The 19,210-nt window shown below is 48.0% G+C and carries 14 protein-coding genes and 5 tRNA genes; all 19 read left to right on the top strand.

Annotated elements, in window-relative coordinates; all coding sequences use genetic code 11:
- Positions 1-413: 413 nt before the first annotated feature.
- The gene (gene rpsU / locus HPS57_RS08880; RefSeq protein WP_135940149.1) at positions 414-605 is read left to right on the top strand and encodes a 30S ribosomal protein S21; all 192 of its coding nucleotides are present in this window, start codon (positions 414-416) and stop codon (positions 603-605) included.
- A gap of 42 nt (positions 606-647) precedes the next feature.
- The gene (locus HPS57_RS08875) at positions 648-1,571 is read left to right on the top strand and encodes a tyrosine-type recombinase/integrase (protein WP_369811492.1); all 924 of its coding nucleotides are present in this window, start codon (positions 648-650) and stop codon (positions 1,569-1,571) included.
- Between the two features lie 189 nt (positions 1,572-1,760).
- Positions 1,761-1,834, top strand: a tRNA-Thr gene (locus HPS57_RS08870).
- A 9-nt stretch (positions 1,835-1,843) separates the two neighbouring features.
- Positions 1,844-1,926 (top strand) — tRNA-Tyr (locus HPS57_RS08865).
- Positions 1,927-2,000: 74 nt separating this feature from the next.
- A tRNA-Gly gene (locus HPS57_RS08860) sits at positions 2,001-2,076 on the top strand.
- Between the two features lie 17 nt (positions 2,077-2,093).
- Positions 2,094-2,165, top strand: a tRNA-Thr gene (locus HPS57_RS08855).
- A gap of 84 nt (positions 2,166-2,249) precedes the next feature.
- Complete coding sequence (gene tuf, locus HPS57_RS08850; protein ID WP_172182263.1) at positions 2,250-3,437, top strand: elongation factor Tu; 1,188 nt, start codon at positions 2,250-2,252, stop codon at positions 3,435-3,437.
- A 77-nt stretch (positions 3,438-3,514) separates the two neighbouring features.
- Positions 3,515-3,585: transfer RNA gene (locus HPS57_RS08845), tRNA-Trp, on the top strand.
- Positions 3,586-3,600: 15 nt separating this feature from the next.
- Positions 3,601-3,789, top strand: coding sequence for a preprotein translocase subunit SecE (secE, locus tag HPS57_RS08840; protein WP_172182261.1), 189 nt, complete (start codon positions 3,601-3,603; stop codon positions 3,787-3,789).
- Positions 3,790-3,817: 28 nt separating this feature from the next.
- On the top strand, positions 3,818-4,360 hold the full coding sequence (gene nusG, locus HPS57_RS08835) for a transcription termination/antitermination protein NusG (RefSeq protein WP_172182259.1): 543 nt from the start codon (positions 3,818-3,820) through the stop codon (positions 4,358-4,360).
- Positions 4,361-4,417: 57 nt separating this feature from the next.
- Positions 4,418-4,855 (top strand): 50S ribosomal protein L11, encoded by a 438-nt coding sequence (rplK, locus tag HPS57_RS08830; RefSeq protein ID WP_135940144.1) that lies wholly within the window; start codon positions 4,418-4,420, stop codon positions 4,853-4,855.
- A gap of 64 nt (positions 4,856-4,919) precedes the next feature.
- The gene (gene rplA / locus HPS57_RS08825) at positions 4,920-5,612 is read left to right on the top strand and encodes a 50S ribosomal protein L1 (RefSeq protein WP_135940143.1); all 693 of its coding nucleotides are present in this window, start codon (positions 4,920-4,922) and stop codon (positions 5,610-5,612) included.
- A gap of 19 nt (positions 5,613-5,631) precedes the next feature.
- The gene (rplJ, locus tag HPS57_RS08820; protein ID WP_172182257.1) at positions 5,632-6,150 is read left to right on the top strand and encodes a 50S ribosomal protein L10; all 519 of its coding nucleotides are present in this window, start codon (positions 5,632-5,634) and stop codon (positions 6,148-6,150) included.
- Positions 6,151-6,255: 105 nt separating this feature from the next.
- Entirely contained in the window at positions 6,256-6,633 is a 378-nt protein-coding gene (rplL, locus tag HPS57_RS08815) for a 50S ribosomal protein L7/L12 (protein ID WP_135940141.1), read from the top strand.
- A gap of 305 nt (positions 6,634-6,938) precedes the next feature.
- Complete coding sequence (rpoB, locus tag HPS57_RS08810; protein ID WP_172182255.1) at positions 6,939-10,751, top strand: DNA-directed RNA polymerase subunit beta; 3,813 nt, start codon at positions 6,939-6,941, stop codon at positions 10,749-10,751.
- Positions 10,752-10,842: 91 nt separating this feature from the next.
- Positions 10,843-15,183, top strand: coding sequence for a DNA-directed RNA polymerase subunit beta' (rpoC, locus tag HPS57_RS08805; RefSeq protein WP_172182253.1), 4,341 nt, complete (start codon positions 10,843-10,845; stop codon positions 15,181-15,183).
- A 181-nt stretch (positions 15,184-15,364) separates the two neighbouring features.
- Positions 15,365-16,612: a DUF4861 domain-containing protein gene (locus tag HPS57_RS08800; protein ID WP_172182251.1), complete on the top strand. Its 1,248-nt coding sequence runs from the start codon at positions 15,365-15,367 to the stop codon at positions 16,610-16,612.
- A gap of 92 nt (positions 16,613-16,704) precedes the next feature.
- Positions 16,705-18,081, top strand: a complete 1,377-nt coding sequence (locus HPS57_RS08795) for a PTS galactitol transporter subunit IIC (RefSeq protein WP_172182249.1) — start codon at positions 16,705-16,707, stop codon at positions 18,079-18,081.
- Between the two features lie 126 nt (positions 18,082-18,207).
- Positions 18,208-19,182, top strand: a complete 975-nt coding sequence (gene kduI, locus HPS57_RS08790; protein WP_172182247.1) for a 5-dehydro-4-deoxy-D-glucuronate isomerase — start codon at positions 18,208-18,210, stop codon at positions 19,180-19,182.
- The last annotated feature ends 28 nt before the right edge of the window (positions 19,183-19,210 follow it).

Raw genomic sequence — 19,210 nt, 5'->3', positions numbered from 1 at the left:
TGCATTGTTGCAGCATATATTGTTTTGTCGCTTTATTTACAAGTGTCTCTGTCGCTCTAAGAAACACAAGAATATGAAGGAATTTCTTTTAAGCAGTGAATCCATATAATGGGAAAGGAGTTTCTTTGTGTTGTTTCTGACGACATGATTGTCTGAAAAGATAAATGAATGAAACACAAACGGATAACAATGCTTATTCATGTTTGAAAAGAGCCCATTTTAATGCCTTTTGAACTCATGTTTAGGAAATATAGTTAATTTATTTAAAACTTTTCGCTTTTGTTTGCAGCGTTCACCATTATTTAAATAAAAATATGTAAATTTGCAGCCGCTTTATGCCGCCGCATGTGTCGTGTGTGGCAAAGTGTTATGTATAACTATAATTAATTCATTAAACAAAAAACAACAAAAGTATGATTATCGTACCAGTTAAAGAGGGCGAGAACATTGAGCGCGCTCTTAAGAAGTTCAAGAGAAAGTTTGAGAAGACAGGTGTCGTGAAGGAACTCCGTGCACGTCAGCAGTTTGACAAACCTTCCGTTCTTAAGCGCTTGAAGATGGAGCGTGCGATTTACGTGCAGAAGCTCCGCCAAAACGAGGAATAAAATCCTCGTTTTATTGTTCTTTGTCAGCACATACAATAAGTGGTGAAAGAAAACTTCCTGCAGCATCTTGCCGTTGAACGGCGGCTTTCCGAAGGGACTGTAATGGCTTACGGAGTGTCGTTGGGGCTTTTTGAAGCCTTTCTCTTAGCACTGCCTGAGCCAAGGACTCTTGAGACGGCAGACGGTGACAATATCCGTGATTGGATGGAGGCACTTATGGAGGACGGGAAATCCTCTTCCTATGTGAACCGCTCCCTTGCTGCCCTGAGGACATTCTATAAGTTCTGTTTTGCAAAAGGAACAATAGGTGTTGACCCGGCGCGCAGCGTCCTGGGACCGAAAAAGGCGAAACGCCTGCCACGGTTTCTTAAGGACAGTGAGATGGATAGTCTTGTGGGACTGCTGTGGACAGGTGGGGAAGGGCAGGATGAAACATTTTATAATGTGCGCACGCGTACTATTATATATACGTTCTATCTTACCGGCATCCGTGTCTCGGAACTGATTTCTCTTGACGATTCCATGGTTGATTTCGTCAGCCGTGAGATGAAAGTGACTGGAAAGCGAAACAAACAGCGTGTCATTCCGTTCGGAGAAGAACTTGAAAGAGTCCTTTACTATTATATGAAGCGGCGTGACGAGTCTGTGGAAAGAGAAGATGATGCTCTTTTCGTTTCCGAGAAAGGTGTCCGCGTGACATACGCGCAAGTGCGCCGGCTTGTTAAGGAAAACCTTCAGGCTGTCAGCAATCTTGACAAATGCACTCCGCATGTGTTGAGGCACACTTTCGCGACAGCTATGCTTAACCACGATGCAAATCTCGAAAGTATAAAGAAAATTATGGGACACCAAAGTCTTAATACTACCGAAATTTACACCCACACCACGTTTGAACAGCTGAGAAGAACATATGGAGATGCCCATCCAAGGGCTGTTACTGAGAAAAAGAATGAAGAACCACGGTAAGCCTAAAAAAACCGTATTATATAAGGAAAGTAGAGGTGAAATAGTGCCAAAATGGCGAAAAAACAAGAAAAATAGCGGAAATTCAAAAAAAAACACCGAAAAATTTTGGTGATTCAAAAAAAAGTCGTACCTTTGCAATCGCTTACGAAAACAAAGCACAGTGCAAGTCTAAGTGACTGCAAAGGTTTTGCCTCTTTAGCTCAGTTGGCCAGAGCACGTGATTTGTAATCTCGGGGTCGTTGGTTCGAATCCGACAAGAGGCTCGAAAGCAAGGGTGGTTACCAGAGTGGCCAAATGGGGCAGACTGTAAATCTGCTGGTTTTTACCTTCGGTGGTTCGAATCCATCACCACCCACTCTAAGACACGGATGAGGTTTGTTTTTTCAACCGTGTTCCTTTAGTAAGAAAAACGCCTCTACCAAAGAAAATGCGGAAGTAGCTCAGTTGATAGAGCACTAGCCTTCCAAGCTGGGGGTCGCGGGTTTGAGCCCCGTCTTCCGCTCCAATACGCAAAACAACAATGCTGTATTAGCTCAGTGGTAGAGCGCTTCCTTGGTAAGGAAGAGGTCCTGAGTTCAACTCTCAGATACAGCTCTCTTCCAAAAGACGAGAGGGTCTCTGGGAGGGATTCTTGCGTTCTGTAAAGAATATTAATTAACATAATAAAATTAGAAAACAATGGCAAAAGAGACTTTCCAGCGTGATAAAACTCACGTTAACATTGGTACTATCGGTCACGTTGACCATGGTAAGACAACTCTGACCGCTGCTATTACAACTGTGCTCGCAAAGAAGGGTCTCTCTGAGCTCAAGTCTTTCGACCAGATTGATAACGCTCCTGAGGAGAAAGAGCGCGGTATCACTATTAACACTGCGCACGTTGAGTATCAGACAGAAAATCGTCACTATGCACACGTTGACTGTCCTGGACACGCTGACTACGTTAAGAACATGGTGACTGGTGCTGCTCAGATGGATGGTGCTATCATCGTAGTTGCTGCAACTGACGGTCCTATGCCTCAGACACGTGAGCACGTGCTTCTCGCTCGTCAGGTGAACGTTCCTCGCCTCGTTGTGTTCCTCAACAAGTGTGATATGGTTGACGATGAGGAGATGCTTGAGCTCGTTGAAATGGAAATGCGTGAACTCCTTGATCAGTATGAGTTCGACGGTGACAATACTCCTATTATCCGCGGTTCTGCACTCGGTGCTCTTAACGGAGTTGAGAAGTGGGAAGACAAGGTTATGGAGCTCATGGATGCTTGTGATACATGGATTCAGGATCCTCCACGTGACCTCGACAAACCATTCCTTATGCCGGTAGAGGATGTGTTCTCTATCACAGGTCGTGGTACTGTTGCTACAGGTCGTATCGAGACAGGTCGTATCCACGTTGGTGATGAGGTTGAGCTTCTTGGTCTTGGTGAGGATAAGAAGTCTGTCGTTACAGGCGTTGAGATGTTCCGCAAGCTCCTCGATGAGGGTCAGGCTGGTGATAACGTAGGTCTCCTTCTCCGTGGTATTGATAAGAAAGAAATCAAGCGTGGTATGGTTCTCTGTCACCCAGGACAGGTTAAGCCATTCAAGAAGTTCAAGGCTTCTATCTACGTTCTGAAGAAGGAAGAGGGTGGTCGTCATACTCCATTCGGAAACAAGTATCGTCCACAGTTCTACCTCCGTACAATGGACTGTACAGGTGAAATCACTCTCCCAGCAGGTGTAGAAATGGTGATGCCTGGTGATAACGTTGAGATTAATGTCGAGCTTATCTATGCTGTGGCACTTAACGTAGGTCTCCGCTTCGCTATCCGTGAGGGTGGTCGTACAGTGGGCTCCGGTCAGATCACAGAGGTTTTCGAGGATTAATACTCGTATAAACAAGATTCTTCTGAAATCTATAAAATCAGATAACGGTTTCCGTCGAGTGTGACGGAAACCGACCTACGGGAGTCTTTCAATGGTAGGAAAGCGGTCTCCAAAACCGTCAATGAGGGTTCGATTCCTTCCTCCCGTGCTAAACGAAATAAATATGAATAAGATAGTAAATTATTGCAAGGCTTGTTACGATGAGCTTGCGCATAAAACTACTTGGCCATCATACAAGCAGCTGACGCACAGTGCAGTGGTAGTATTGTCTGCTTCCCTTGTCATTGCACTTGTAGTATTCGCTATGGATACTGTGTTTCAGTTTGTGATGACTACCGTTTATCCTAATTAATCATTTCTTTTTTTTTGAGAACTAAAAAATGGCTAACAAAGGTATGAATTGGTATGTCCTTAAAGCTGTAAGCGGCAAAGAGGTAAAGGTTAAGGAGTATATCGAAGCAGAGCAAAAGCATAACGACCTTCTCGCAAATAATGTTTCACAAGTGCTTATTCCACTTGAGAAACATGTTTCTGTGCGTAACGGTAAGCGAGTTGTCAAGGAAAAGGTGTCGTTGCCGGGATATGTTTTTCTGGAGGCGAATCTTGCCGGTGATATGGCTTCTCTTATTCGATTTATGCCTAATGTCCTTGGCTTCCTCGGAGGTACAGACATGCCTACTCCTATTCGCCAGGCTGAGATAAACCGCATGCTGGGAACTGCTGAAGAGACCACAATTGTAGAGGAAACTGATGTTCCTTATGAGGTTAATGAAACAGTGAAGGTGATTGACGGTCCTTTCAGTGGCTTTAACGGATTGATAGAAGAAGTTAATGCTGAAAAGCATAAGCTTAAGGTGATGGTGAAAATCTTCGGACGTAAGACTCCGTTGGAGCTTAGTTTTATGCAAGTGGAAAAAGAGTAGTGTGTAGTTACGTACATGCACCTCTTTTTATATATAATAAATTAAATTACAAACAAAATGGCTAAAGAAGTTGCTGGAACACTCAAGTTACAGATTAAGGGTGGCGCTGCGAATCCTTCACCTCCCGTAGGTCCTGCCCTCGGTTCAAAGGGTATCAACATCATGGGATTCTGCAAGGAGTTCAATGCACGCACTCAGGATAAGGCTGGTAAGGTACTTCCAGTCGTTATCACTTACTACGCTGACAAGTCATTTGATTTCGTAATCAAGACTTCTCCTGCAGCTGTACAGCTCAAGGAGATTGCAAAGATCAAGACAGGTTCTGACCAGCCTAACCGTAAAAAGGTTGCTGAGGTCACTTGGGAGCAGATTCGTGCGATTGCAGAGGATAAGCTCGCTGACTTGAACTGCTTCACTGTTGAAGCTGCAATGCGTCTTGTTGCGGGAACAGCACGTAGTATGGGTATCACTGTAAAGGGTGACTTTCCTGCTTAAGTAATTAACAATTCCGGGAGCCAAGCCTCTGTGCTTGGCGCTTGTACCGAAAAATTTCAGAAAAATGAGTAAACTGACAAAAAATCAAAAGGCTGTTGCTGGTAAGGTTGAGATAGGCAAGGCTTACACTCTGAAAGAGGCTTCAGAACTGGTGAAGGAAATAACCACCACAAAGTTCGATGCGTCTCTTGATATTGATGTTCGTCTTGGTGTTGATCCTCGCAAGGCTAACCAGATGGTTCGTGGCGTGGTTACATTGCCTAACGGAACTGGTAAGACTGTGCGCGTCCTCGCTCTCTGTACTCCTGACCAGGAAGCTGCTGCCAAAGAGGCTGGTGCTGACTATGTGGGTCTTGACGAGTATGTTGAGAAAATCAAGCATGGTTGGACTGACATTGATGTCATCATCACTATGCCTTCTTGCATGGGTAAGGTTGGTCCTCTCGGCCGTGTACTCGGTCCTCGCGGACTTATGCCAAACCCAAAGAGCGGCACTGTGACAATGGATGTCGCTAAGGCAGTGAAGGACGTTAAGGCTGGTAAGATCGACTTCAAGGTTGATAAGACCGGTATCGTCCACGCTTCTATTGGTAAGATTTCTTTCCCTGCAGAAAAAATCTTCGAGAATGCCAAGGAGTTCATCCAAACCATTATCAAGCTCAAGCCTGCAGCTGCAAAGGGAACTTATATCAAGAGTATCTTTATTTCAAGCACAATGAGTAAGGGTATCAAGATTGATCCAAAATCAGTTGAATAAACTCTAAAAGTTTTGTAAAATGAAAAAAGAAGTAAAAGATACTGTCATCGCTGAACTCGGTGAGAAGCTCAAGGCATATCCTCATTTCTACCTCGTTGACGTAACAGGTCTGAATGCCGGTGCCACAAGCGACCTTCGTCGCAAGTGCTTCAAGAGTCAGATTAAGATGGTCGTTGTTAAGAACAATCTTCTTCACAAGGCTTTCGAGGCATCTGACATTGATTACTCTCCATTGTATGATTCTCTTGTAGGTAACACAGCTATCCTCTTCACAGAGACAGCTAATGTTCCTGGCAAAATGCTCAAGGAGTACAAGAAGGCGGGAATCCCTGCCCTCAAGTCTGCTTATGCTGAGGAGACTTTCTTCGTAGGCGCAGACCAGCTTGAGCAGCTTGCTAACATCAAGAGCAAGAACGAGCTTATCGCAGACGTTGTCGCTCTCCTCCAGAGCCCTGCAAAGAACGTTATCTCTGCACTCCAGTCAAATGCTGGTGGCAAGATTCACGGTCTTCTCCAGTCACTCGAAGAGCGCGGATAATCATACTATACATAAAATTAAATATGGGATTTTGCGACATGCCCTAAAGTGTTGCTGAAAATTAACTCACAAAGATTATTAATAAATTAAATACATTTAAAGAAAATGGCAGATATTAAGGCAATTGCAGAACAGTTGGTAAACCTTACTGTTGCAGAAGTAAACGAGCTTGCTAACGAGCTCAAGGAGACTTATGGTATTGAGCCTGCTGCAGCAGCTGTAGCTGTTGCTGCTGGTCCAGCAGCTGGCGCAGCTGAGGCTGTGGAGGAGAAGACATCTTTCGATGTTGTCCTCACTGAGGTTGGTGGCGCTAAGCTCGCAGTCGTTAAGGCTGTCAAGGAGGCTTGCGGTCTTGGTCTGAAGGAGGCAAAAGACCTCGTTGACGGTGCTCCTTCAACACTGAAGGAAGGTCTTGCTAAGGCAGAGGCTGAGAACCTGAAGAAGGCTATCGAGGAGTCTGGTGCTAAGGTTGAGTTGAAGTAATACGACTTGCTGCAAAGACAGAAACCGGATTTTTATTCCGATTTCCTTGATATAAAACATTTGGTTAAGATCTCTCAAATAGAGGGGTCTTAACCTTTCTTTATCTCTACACCCCTGATTCTTGGTCTCCTATGGCTGGCGTCTCCGCTGACGATGTTGCGGGAATGTGTTTTATGGCGCGAGTCTTGACAAGACAACGGCACGCATGCTGTCTTGGAGGGCAGGCATGAATGTGGAATGTTTTCCATTATGCCCATTAGTGGTTCATAGGTGATAATAGACATCCTAACAACAATTTCAGATAGATGGCTACAAAAGTTATTGATAACAGAGTAAATTTTGCCCGTGTGAAGAATCCGATGCCATATCCGGATTTCCTCGATGTGCAACTCGAGTCCTTCAAGGACTTCCTACAACTTGACACTCCTCCGGAGGAGCGCAAGAACGATGGTCTGTATAAGGTGTTTGCAGAGAACTTCCCTATCACGGACACACGAAACAATTTCGTTCTTGAGTTCTTGGACTATTATATTGACCCACCACGTTACACCATAGAAGAGTGTCTTGAGCGTGGTCTGACATACTGCGTGCCTCTTAAGGCAAAGATGAAGCTGTATTGTACAGACCCTGACCATGAGGATTTCGGCACTTTCATACAGGATGTGTTCCTTGGCTCTATACCATATATGACAAGCAATGGCACATTTGTGATTAATGGTGCCGAGCGCGTTGTCGTTGCACAGTTGCACCGTTCTCCGGGTGTGTTCTTCGGTCAGGGCATCCATGCCAATGGTACTGTGCTTTACAGTGCACGTATCATCCCGTTCAAAGGCTCATGGATAGAGTTCGCCACAGACATCAATAACGTGATGTATGCTTACATCGATCGTAAGAAGAAGCTTCCTGTGACAACACTTCTCCGTGCCATTGGTTTCGAGAAGGATAAGGATATCCTTCAGATTTTCGATCTTGCTGAGGAAGTTAAGGTAAACAAGAAGAATCTTAAGGAATGCATGGGTCGCACTCTTGCTGCCAATATAATGAAGAGTTGGTATGAGGATTATGCTGACGAAGATACCGGTGAGGTAGTTTCCATAGAGCGTAATGATGTCATCATAGAGCGCGGAACGGTAGTATCAGAGGATAATGTAGAGGATATTCTTGATAGTGGCGTTGCAACAATCCTTCTGTCAAAGGATGAGGAAAATGCAAGCAAGTACTCTATCATATTCAATACTCTTGCAAAGGACAGCTCAAATTCTGAGAAGGAAGCTATTTACTACATCTACCGCCAACTCCGCAATGCAGACCCTGCCGACGAGGCATCTGCACGTGAGGTTGTCCTTAACCTGTTCTTCTCCGACAAGCGTTATGACCTTGGCGAAGTAGGCCGCTACCGTATCAACAAGAAACTCGGACTTGATACAGATATTGATGTGCGCATCCTTACGAAGGAGGACATTACAGAGATTATCAAGTACCTTATCAATCTTATCAACAGCCAGGCGAGTGTGGATGATATTGACCACTTGTCCAACCGCCGTGTGAAGATTGTCGGTGAGCAGCTCGCAAACCAGTTCGCTATCGGTCTTGCCCGTATGAGCCGTACCATCCGTGAGCGCATGAATGTCCGTGACAATGAGGTGTTCACTCCGACAGACCTCATCAATGCCAAGACAATGGCAAGCGTGATCAACTCGTTCTTCGGAACAAACCCACTGTCACAGTTCATGGACCAGACAAACCCTCTTGCCGAGGTGACACACAAGCGTCGTCTCTCAGCCCTTGGTCCCGGTGGTCTTTCACGTGAGCGTGCCGGTTTCGAGGTTCGTGACGTACACTATACTCACTACGGTCGTCTCTGTCCTATCGAGAGTCCGGAAGGTCCAAACATCGGACTTATCTCTTCTCTGTGTATGTATGCCCAGATCAATGATCTTGGTTTCATCGAGACCCCATACCGCAAGGTCAGCAATGGTATAGTTGACCTTGACAATGCCAATGTGGTGTACCTCTCTGCTGAGGAAGAAGAGAAGCATATCATCGGACAGGGTAACGCACCTTTGAATGACGATGGCACATTCATCCGTGAGGTTGTCAAGTGTCGTCAGGATGCAGACTTCCCAGTTGTGCCTCCTACACAGGTGGACCTTATGGATGTCGCTCCACAGCAGATCGCTTCTGTATCAGCAGGTCTTATCCCATTCCTTGAGCATGATGACGGTCACCGTGCGTTGATGGGATGTAACATGATGCGTCAGGCAGTGCCATTGATTCACAATGATGCGCCTATCGTTGGTACCGGACTTGAAAAGCAGGTGTGTGAGGACTCACGCACAATGATTACCGCAGAAGGTGAAGGTGTCATTGAGTATGTTGATGCCACAACAATACGTATCCTTTACGACCGCACTGAAGACGAAGAGTTTGTAAGTTTTGAGCCTGCACTCAAGGAATACCGCATACCAAAGTTCCGCCGTACAAACCAGAACATGGTTATCGACCTTCGTCCTATCTGTGAGAAAGGACAGCGTGTAAAGGCCGGTGACATCCTTACGGAAGGTTATGCAACAGAGAATGGTGAGCTTGCCCTTGGACGCAACCTCCTTGTAGCATACATGCCATGGAAGGGTTATAACTATGAGGATGCTATCGTGCTCAACGAGCGCATTGTCCGCGAAGATGTCCTGACCTCTGTACATGTTGACGAGTACACACTTGATGTCCGTGAGACAAAGCGTGGTATGGAAGAGTTTACTTCTGACATCCCTAATGTATCTGAAGAGGCAACAAAGGATCTTGACGATAACGGTATAATCCGCATCGGTGCACGCGTAGAGCCGGGTGACATCATGATTGGCAAGATTTCCCCTAAGGGCGAAAGCGACCCATCACCGGAAGAAAAGCTTCTTCGTGCTATCTTTGGTGACAAGGCCGGCGATGTGAAGGACTCTTCTCTTAAGGCAAACCCTTCATTGTCAGGTGTGGTAATTGACAAGAAGCTGTTCTCACGTGCAATAAAGACTCGTGAGTCAAAGAAGCAGGACAAAGTACTGCTCCAGAAGCTTGAAGCAGAGTATGAGGCAAAGAACAATGACCTCAAGGAGATTCTTATAGACAAGATTCTTACTCTCACCGATGGCAAGTCTTCACAAGGTGTCAAGGATTACACAGGTGCTGAAATCATCACAAAGGGCAGCAAGTTCACAGCAACAGCAATAGCAAACCTTGAGTTTGACGGTATACAGTCAAACGATTGGACAGAAGATGAGCACACTAATCTGCTTATCCAGAAGCTTATAATGAACTATATCCGCAAGTACAAGCTTCTTGATGCAGAACTCAAGCGCCGTAAGTTCGCTATCACTATCGGTGATGAACTTCCATCAGGCATCCTTCAGATGGCAAAGGTTTATATTGCTAAGAAGCGTAAGATTGGTGTAGGTGACAAACTTGCCGGTCGTCACGGAAACAAGGGTATTGTATCAAAGGTTGTGCGTCAGGAAGATATGCCGTTCCTTGAGGACGGCCGTCCTGTTGACCTTGTGCTTAACCCTCTGGGTGTACCTTCTCGTATGAACCTTGGACAGATCTTTGAGGCTGTACTCGGTGCTGCAGGAAAGCGTCTTGGCGTTAAGTTTGCGACACCTATTTTCGATGGTGCAAGACTTGATGACCTCAACGAGTGGACAGACAAGGCAGGTTTGCCACGTTACTGCTCTACCCACCTCTATGATGGTGAGACAGGCGAGAGATTCGACCAGCCGGCGACAGTGGGTATAACATACTTCCTTAAGCTTGGTCACATGGTTGAGGACAAGATGCACGCTCGTTCAATCGGTCCTTACTCTCTCATCACACAGCAGCCACTTGGCGGTAAGGCACAGTTCGGTGGCCAGCGATTCGGAGAGATGGAGGTTTGGGCGCTCGAGGCATTCGGCGCATCACACGTTCTCCAGGAGATTCTTACAGTCAAGTCAGATGATGTTACCGGACGTAGCCGCTCTTATGAAGCGATTGTCAAGGGAGACAACCTGCCAACTCCGGGCATACCGGAGTCTCTCAATGTCCTTCTCCACGAGCTCCGCGGTCTCGGTCTCAGCATTAAGCTTGATTAATAAAGAAGTTAACGGCCATCTGCCATGGCGTGGCATTCCGCCAAAAGTCCATGGCGTATGGCTTATGACTAACAACTTTCAATAAGAAACTATGGCTTTCAAGAAAGAAAACAAGATAAAGAACAATTTCACCAAGATTACCATTGGTATAGCATCTCCAGAGGAAATCCTTGAGAACTCGTTCGGTGAGGTTACCAAGCCTGAAACAATCAACTACCGCACCTACAAGCCAGAGCGTGACGGTCTCTTCTGCGAGCGCATATTCGGTCCTACAAAGGATTTCGAGTGTGCTTGTGGAAAGTACAAGCGCATCCGCTATCGTGGCATCGTCTGCGACCGTTGCGGTGTAGAGGTTACAGAGAAGAAGGTGCGCCGTGAGCGTTCTGGACATATCGAACTCGTTGTGCCTGTTGCCCATATCTGGTATTTCCGTTCTCTCCCAAGCAAGATGGGCTACCTCCTCGGTATGCCTACAAAGAAGCTGGAGGCGGTAATCTATTATGAGCGGTATGTTGTGATACAGCCGGGTATCCTTGGGCCAAGAAACGATGAGGACGAGCGTACTACAGAAGAGCATGTATACCGCCAGTTTGACCTCCTTTCTGAGGAGGAATTGGCAAACCTCTATGACACAGGAGTCCTTGCAGACGAGAATGACCTGCTCCCTGATGATGATCCAAACAAGTTCATCGTGAAGATGGGTGCAGAGGCTGTCTACGACCTCTTGCAGCGTCTTGACCTTGACGCACTCTCCTACGAACTGCGTGACCGCGCCAACAGCGACTCTTCACAGCAGCGCAAGACAGAGGCCCTGAAGCGCCTTCAGGTTGTCGAGGCATTCCGCACAAGCAAGGACATCAACCGTCCGGAGTGGATGATTCTGAAGATTCTTCCTGTCACTCCTCCTGAACTCCGTCCGCTTGTGCCATTGGATGGCGGACGCTTTGCGACATCAGACCTTAATGACCTTTATCGTCGTGTCATTATCCGTAATAATCGTCTGAAGAGACTTTTGGAGATAAAGGCACCTGAAGTGATTCTCCGCAACGAGAAGCGTATGCTCCAGGAAGCTGTGGACTCACTCTTTGATAACAGCCGTAAGGCATCTGCCGTTAAGAGTGAAAGCAACCGCCCTCTGAAATCTCTGTCTGATTCTCTCAAAGGTAAGGCGGGTCGTTTCCGTCAGAACCTTCTCGGTAAGCGTGTCGACTATTCTGCACGTTCTGTTATCGTCGTAGGTCCTGAACTCAAAATGGGCGAGTGCGGTCTTCCAAAACTCATGGCAGCCGAGCTTTACAAGCCATTCATCATACGTAAGCTCATTGAGCGTGGCATTGTCAAGACTGTCAAGTCAGCAAAACGTATTGTTGACCGCCGTGAGCCTGTTATCTTCGATATTCTCGAGAATGTGATGAAAGGACACCCTGTCCTCCTCAACCGTGCTCCGACACTTCACCGTCTTGGTATCCAGGCGTTCCAGCCAAAGATGATTGAGGGTAAGGCTATCCAGCTCCACCCACTGGCTTGTACAGCGTTCAATGCCGACTTTGACGGAGACCAGATGGCTGTCCACCTTCCTCTGTCCAACGAGGCTGTCCTTGAGGCTCAGATATTGATGCTCCAGAGCCATAACATCCTTAACCCTGCCAATGGCGCGCCTATCACAGTGCCATCACAGGATATGGTTCTCGGTCTTTACTATATCACAAAGATTCGTCCGGGAGCAAAGGGCGAAGGACTGTATTTCTATGGTCCTGAGGAAGCTATCATCGCTTATAACGAGAAGCGCCTTGACCTCCATGCTCAGGTGAAAGTCGTTGTCAACGACGTTGTCGACGGCAAGAAGGTATGCCATACCGTAGAAACTTCTGTAGGACGTGTGATTGTCAATGAGATGATTCCTGACGAGATGGGATATGTCAACAGTGTCATCTCCAAAGGCTCTCTCCGTGACATCATTGCTGACGTCATCAAGGAGGTAGGTTTCGCAAAGGCTTGCGAGTTCCTTGACGGAATCAAGAACCTCGGTTACCGCATGGCATACCAGGCCGGTCTGTCATTCAACCTTGACGACATCATTATTCCACCTGAGAAGGAAGAAATCATCCGCAAGGGTAATGAAGCAGTCAAGGACATTCAGATGAACTACGAGATGGGCTTCATCACTGACCAGGACCGTTACAATCAGGTCATCAATACATGGACCCATGTCAACAATGACATCGGTGATATTCTGATGAAGGAGATGACCGAGGCTGACCAGGGATTCAACGCCGTATATATGATGCTTGACTCCGGTGCCCGTGGTTCAAAGGACCAGATTAAGCAGCTGTCAGGTATCCGCGGACTTATGGCAAAGCCTCAGAAGGCCGGTGCTGACGACCGTGCTACTATTGAGAACCCAATCCTTTCCAACTTTAAGGAAGGTATGTCCGTGCTGGAGTACTTCATCGCGTCCCACGGTGCCCGTAAGGGTCTTGCCGACACCGCCATGAAGACAGCCGATGCCGGTTACCTTACACGCCGTCTTGTGGATGTTTCCCATGATGTGATTATCAATGAGGAGGATTGCGGTACTCTCCGTGGCCTTAACTGTACAGCACTGAAGAGCGGTGATGAGATTATCGCATCCCTCTCAAGCCGTATCCTCGGCCGTGTGTCTGTGCATGATGTCCTTGACCCTCATACCGGCAAAATCCTTTGCCCTGCAGGAGAGGAAATCACTGAGGCTCGTGCCAAGGCAATAGAGAACGCAGATGTCGAGTCTGTTGAGATACGCTCAGTGCTCACCTGTGAGTCAAAATCAGGCGTATGTAAGAAATGCTATGGCCGTAACCTTGCCACTGCGAAGATGGTTCAGAAGGGAGAGGCTGTCGGTGTCATTGCCGCGCAGGCTATCGGTGAGCCGGGAACACAGCTTACTCTCCGTACTTTCCACGCCGGTGGTGTTGCAGGTAACGCTGCCGCTAATGCGACAATCGTAGCAAAGGGCAATGTCCGCGTAGAGTTCGACGAGCTTCGTACTGTACCGTTCCGTGAGGAAAACGACGGTGAGGACATCGACTGCCAGATGGTTGTTTCACGTCTTGCCGAAGTACGCTTCGTAGACCCGAACACAAACATTGCACTCTCAAGCCAGAACGTTCCTTACGGTTCTTCACTCTATTATAAGAACGGTGATGTGCTCCAGAAGGGCGATGTCATCGCACGTTGGGACCCGTTCAATGCTGTCATCGTTTCCGAGTATGCAGGTACACTTCGTTTCAATGATGTCATTGAAGGCAAGACGTTCCGTGCGGAGACCGATGAAACAACAGGTCTTACCGAGAAGATTATCATTGACTCCAAGGACCGCAACCAGGTTCCTACCTGTGATGTCATAGACAAGAACGGTGAGGTGCTCGGAACTTACTATTTCCCACGTGATGGCCACGTTGTGGTAGAGGACGGTCAGAAGATAGCCACAGGTACAACTCTTGTCAAGATTCCTCGCAGTGTTGCCAAGGTCGGTGACATCACCGGTGGTCTTCCACGAGTAACGGAGCTCTTCGAGGCGCGCAACCCTTCTAACCCAGCTGTCGTTTCCGAAATCGACGGTGAGGTGACTATGGGCAAGATCCGCCGTGGTAACCGTGAGGTCATTGTGACATCAAAGACAGGTGACCAGCGCAAGTACATGATTTCACAGTCCAAGCAGATTCTTGTGCAGGAGCATGACGCTGTGCGTGCCGGAACCCCGTTGTCTGACGGTGTAATCACTCCTGGTGACATCCTTGCCATCAAGGGTCCTACCGCTGTTCAGGAGTATATCGTCAATGAGGTTCAAGGTGTCTACCGTCTGCAGGGTGTGAAAATCAACGAGAAGCACTTCGAGATTATCGTACGCCAGATGATGCGCAAGGTGCGTATCGATGAGCCGGGCGATACCAACTTCCTCGAGCAGGAGCTTGTCGACAAACTCGATTTCCGTGAGGAGAACGACCGCATCTGGGGCAAGAAGGTTGTCGTTGATGCCGGTGACTCTGAGAGTCTCAAGAAGGGACAGATTGTCACAGCACGCCGTCTGCGCGATGAGAACTCAAGTCTGAAGCGCCGTGACATGCGACTGGTACAGGTTCGTGAAGCTATCCCTGCAACATCAACCCAGATTCTTCAGGGCATCACACGTGCTGCTCTCGGTACCAAGTCTTTCATGTCAGCAGCATCATTCCAGGAGACCACAAAGGTTCTCAACGAGGCTGCTATCCGTGGCAAGTCCGACTACCTCGGCGGCATGAAGGAGAACGTTATCTCCGGTCACCTCATCCCTGCCGGTACAGGTCTGCGTGAGTTCGACAAGATTGTTGTCGGCAGCAAAGAGGAGTATGAGCGCATGCAGGCAAACAAGCGCAATGTCCTCGACTTCGTTGACCGTGACATAGTAGAAAGATAATTACAGTGACATAGAAGTGGTAGGTAGCGAGTCACAAAAAGGCTCGTTGCTTGCCGCTTTTTTCTTTGTGATAATAGGATTTTTCCATTTTGCAAGCTGTTACACGTTCTGCTTTCACATGCAGGATTGGCTTCGGAACTTGATGGAATAGTCCTTGGACCGAGAATCTAAAAATAAGACTATGAGCAGACTATTTTTAACAATACTATCAGTTTTAACGGCTGCCATCTCCGTTTCTGCGGACAAGCAGCTAACGGTGCGCCTTGCCAATCCTCTCTCCATGGAGCGTAAGGCTGTTCCCGTTGTTGTCCCGGTGGCAAGTGATGTACGTTCGGCAGTTGTCATGATTGCCGGCAAGGAAGTGCCTTGCCAGTTGGACGACCTTAATGATGACGGACTGTTTGATGAACTTTCTTTTGTCACAGACATGAAGAAAAAAGAGAAACTTACAGCCACGGTGACCCTCTCCACGGAAGGTGAGCCACGCACCTATGAGATGAAGACTTACGGCGCAATGGCAATGAGAGACCGTAACAAGTCCGCATCCAAACCTCAGCACCTGCCGGTGAAGTCAGTAACCTGCCCGGGAACAAGCAACACTTATCAGTATATTTTCCCTCACGGACCGGTGATGGAAAGCGACATGGTCGGCTTCCGTGTCTATGCTGACCACCGCCAGTCCCTTGACTATTATGGCCACAAACAGCTGCGTTGCGACATTGCCGAGACAAATTTCTATCCTTCCAAGGAGCAGAAAGCGGCAGGCTCAGGCGATGATGTGCTCTATACAGGCACGACTTATGGCTGCGGCGCGCTTCATGGCTGGGACGGCAAGAACGCTGTGATGTTCGAGAATGTCCGCACACGCACCTACACCGTTGTCACAACAGGACCGGTACGCACCATCCTTGCCATAACCAATAAAGGCTGGCTTCCTTACAAAGGCTGCAAGCCTGTTGGCATTACCACCACATACACCCTCTATGCCGGTCACCGCGATGTTCAGGTGGACGTGAAATTCTCACGTACCGTGGCAGACATACCGCTCTCCACAGGCATCGTCGACATTGTGGAAGGCTCTGAGGAGTTCTCCGACAAGGCAGGACTGCGTGGATGCTGGGGAACAGCATGTGCCGGCAACAATCCTAAAGTCTATGACACTCATACCGTAGGTCTGGGCATTTTCGTCCCAAGTCCTTACTATAAGAGTGACAGCCATTTCACAGACAAGAACGCAACACCTGCACCGAAGATTCCCAATCAGGCTTATGTTGAGGTTTGCGGCACACAGACCGACAACCTTCACTATTGGTTCGCGGTGACATGTGACATGGAGACATTCGGATTCTCAGGCAAGGACGAGTGGTTCTCTTACCTTAAAGATTGGAGAAAGGCTCTCAATAACCCTGTGAAAGTCGAGATAAAATAACATTTCCATGCAAGTGGAAAGCTGTCGCTGCCAAGCATAAGGCATCGGATTCAGACATTTGCAACTAACACAAAAAACTACATCTATACTTTATGGAATCAGTATTCTCTTACATTATCGGTCTTGGCGCGGCGGTGATGATGCCTGTCATCTTCACCATCCTTGGCGTATGTATCGGTATCAAGTTCTCCAAGGCACTGAAAAGCGGCCTTTATGTCGGAGTCGGTTTCGTAGGACTCTCAGTTATCACCGCCCTCCTCACTTCAAGCCTTGGTCCTGCCCTCGGTAAGGTGGTGGAAATCTACGGCCTTGAGCTTCAAGTGTTCGACATGGGCTGGCCTGCCGCCGCCTCTGTAGCCTACAACACACTCGTAGGCTCGTTCATCATACCTGTCTGCCTTGGTGTGAACCTTGTGCTCCTGCTCCTTGGCTGCACACGCACCGTGAACATCGACCTATGGAACTACTGGCACTTTGCGTTCATCGGTGCAGTCGTTTATTTCATGACCGACTCCATCGCATGGGGCTTCTTCGCGGCCATCATCTGCTACATAATCACACTTGTGCTTGCTGACCTCACAGCTAAGAAATTCCAGAAGTTCTATCCGGGCATGGAAGGTATCTCCATTCCACAGCCATTCTGCCAAGGCTTCATGCCTTTCGCCGTTGTCATCAACAAGGGGCTTGACTATGTGCCGGGCATCAACAAGGTGAACATCGACTCCGAAGGTATGAAGAAGAAGTTCGGTCTCTTCGGTGAGCCTCTCTTCCTCGGTGTGATTATCGGTATAATCATCGGCTGCCTTGCATGCAAGGACTGGAACGAAGTTGTCGACAACATCCCTGCAACTTTGGGACTTGGCATCAAGATGGGTGCTGTTATGGAGCTTATCCCACGTATCACATCACTCTTCATTGAAGGTCTGAAACCAATCTCTGACGCAACACGTGAACTTATCGCAAAGAAGTTCGGAGCAGACAAGGAACTCTACATCGGTATGTCCCCTGCACTTGTCATTGGTCATCCTACAACCCTCGTGGTGTCACTCCTCCTCATCCCTGTGACCCTCGTCCTTGCCGTTGTCCTTCCGGGCAACCAGTTCCTGCCGTTGGCATCACTCGCCGGAATGTTCTATGTGTTTGTAATGATACTCCCATACACCAACGGCAATGTCCTCCGCTCATTCATCGTAGGCCTTGTAGTCGTAGGCATAGGACTCTACTTCGTCACATGGATGGCAGGCGATTTCACCTCCGCAGCTCATTCTGTTGCCATGGCTCATCCTGAGGACGCGTCCGTGGCAGTGCCGGAAGGTTTCCAGGCCGGTGCTCTCGACTTCGCGTCAAGCCCATTGTCAATGCTTATCTATGCTTGCAACAAGTTCCTCGGTTATATCGGTGCGGCAATCCTTACCGCCCTTACTCTTGCTCTCGTTGCATGGAACTATATGCGTATAAACAAGAAATAAATAATTGTCAGTTTTGACAGTTCTGTCAATATTGACAGTAGTGTCAGTAGTGTCAGCTCTGTCACTATTGTCACTATTGTCAAAACTGACATCCCAAAACACATAATACCAACTAAATTATAAAACATGAAAAAAACTCTCTTGACAGCCGCTCTTGCCGTTATGGCACTCGGCGCTTCTGCCCAGCAGAATGTTTATTTCCAGACAGCTTGTCATCCTGAGGATGTGAAGCACTATGACACCAAGACCCTCCGCGAGCGTTTCGTTATGGAGAAGGTCATGGCAGCTGACGAAATCAACCTCACTTATTCACAGTACGACCGCTTCATCTTCGGCGGTGCAATGCCTGTGAACAAAGAACTCAAACTCGAGAACTTCCCGGCTCTCGGACTCTCCGTCGACAAGACAATCAAAGAGCCATACTTCCTTTACAACCGCGAGCTTGGCATCATCAACTGCGGACAGGGCACAGGCTCCGTACTCGTTGACGGCAAGGAATATGTCCTCGGTCCAAAGGAGGCTCTCTACGTTGGCCGCGGACACATAGGCAAAGACAAGGACATCAACAAGAGCGTTGTTTTCCGCTCCAAAGACCCAAAGAACCCTGCAAAGTTCTATCTTAATTCCGCAACTGCCCACCGCAACTACAAGACACAGTGGGTGACCCTCGACGGTCGCAAAGGCTCTCTCAAGGCAGCTGTCTGGGGACCTGTGGGAACAAAGGAAGAGGCTAACGCACGCACAATCTACAAGCTCATCGTCCGTGACGCACTGGAGGAAGGCCCTTGCCAGCTTCAGATGGGTCTCACACAGCTTGAGCCGGGTGCTGTATGGAACACCATGCCTCCTCACACCCACGGCCGCCGTATCGAGGCTTACTACTACTTCAACCTTCCTGAAGGACAGACCATCGACCACGTTATGGGCCAGCCGCAGGAGTCCCGTAACGTATGGCTCCACAATGAGCAGGCCATCATGTCACCTGAGTGGTCTATCCACGCAGCTGCAGGCACTTACTACTACACCTTCATCTGGGGTATGGCAGGCGAGAACCTCGAGTACAACGACAAGGATGTTGTCCCTGTAATCGACATCCTGTAATTCATTTCTCCATTTGATGATTATGATA

This window comes from Palleniella intestinalis (assembly GCF_013166595.1).
Taxonomy (GTDB): Bacteria; Bacteroidota; Bacteroidia; order Bacteroidales; family Bacteroidaceae; genus Prevotella; species Prevotella intestinalis.
Note: the sequence above shows the minus strand (reverse complement) of the source record. Positions and strands in the feature narration are given on the sequence as shown.

What these genes read in the sequence shown, in the direction of transcription:
- rpsU (WP_135940149.1), top strand. Translation starts at nt 414, where the DNA reads ATGATTATCGTACCAGTTAAAGAGGGCGAGAACATTGAGCGCGCTCTT.
- tuf (WP_172182263.1), top strand. Translation starts at nt 2,250, where the DNA reads ATGGCAAAAGAGACTTTCCAGCGTGATAAAACTCACGTTAACATTGGT.
- secE (WP_172182261.1), top strand. Translation starts at nt 3,601, where the DNA reads ATGAATAAGATAGTAAATTATTGCAAGGCTTGTTACGATGAGCTTGCG.
- nusG (WP_172182259.1), top strand. Translation starts at nt 3,818, where the DNA reads ATGGCTAACAAAGGTATGAATTGGTATGTCCTTAAAGCTGTAAGCGGC.
- rplK (WP_135940144.1), top strand. Translation starts at nt 4,418, where the DNA reads ATGGCTAAAGAAGTTGCTGGAACACTCAAGTTACAGATTAAGGGTGGC.
- rplA (WP_135940143.1), top strand. Translation starts at nt 4,920, where the DNA reads ATGAGTAAACTGACAAAAAATCAAAAGGCTGTTGCTGGTAAGGTTGAG.
- rplJ (WP_172182257.1), top strand. Translation starts at nt 5,632, where the DNA reads ATGAAAAAAGAAGTAAAAGATACTGTCATCGCTGAACTCGGTGAGAAG.
- rplL (WP_135940141.1), top strand. Translation starts at nt 6,256, where the DNA reads ATGGCAGATATTAAGGCAATTGCAGAACAGTTGGTAAACCTTACTGTT.
- rpoB (WP_172182255.1), top strand. Translation starts at nt 6,939, where the DNA reads ATGGCTACAAAAGTTATTGATAACAGAGTAAATTTTGCCCGTGTGAAG.
- rpoC (WP_172182253.1), top strand. Translation starts at nt 10,843, where the DNA reads ATGGCTTTCAAGAAAGAAAACAAGATAAAGAACAATTTCACCAAGATT.
- HPS57_RS08800 (WP_172182251.1), top strand. Translation starts at nt 15,365, where the DNA reads ATGAGCAGACTATTTTTAACAATACTATCAGTTTTAACGGCTGCCATC.
- HPS57_RS08795 (WP_172182249.1), top strand. Translation starts at nt 16,705, where the DNA reads ATGGAATCAGTATTCTCTTACATTATCGGTCTTGGCGCGGCGGTGATG.
- kduI (WP_172182247.1), top strand. Translation starts at nt 18,208, where the DNA reads ATGAAAAAAACTCTCTTGACAGCCGCTCTTGCCGTTATGGCACTCGGC.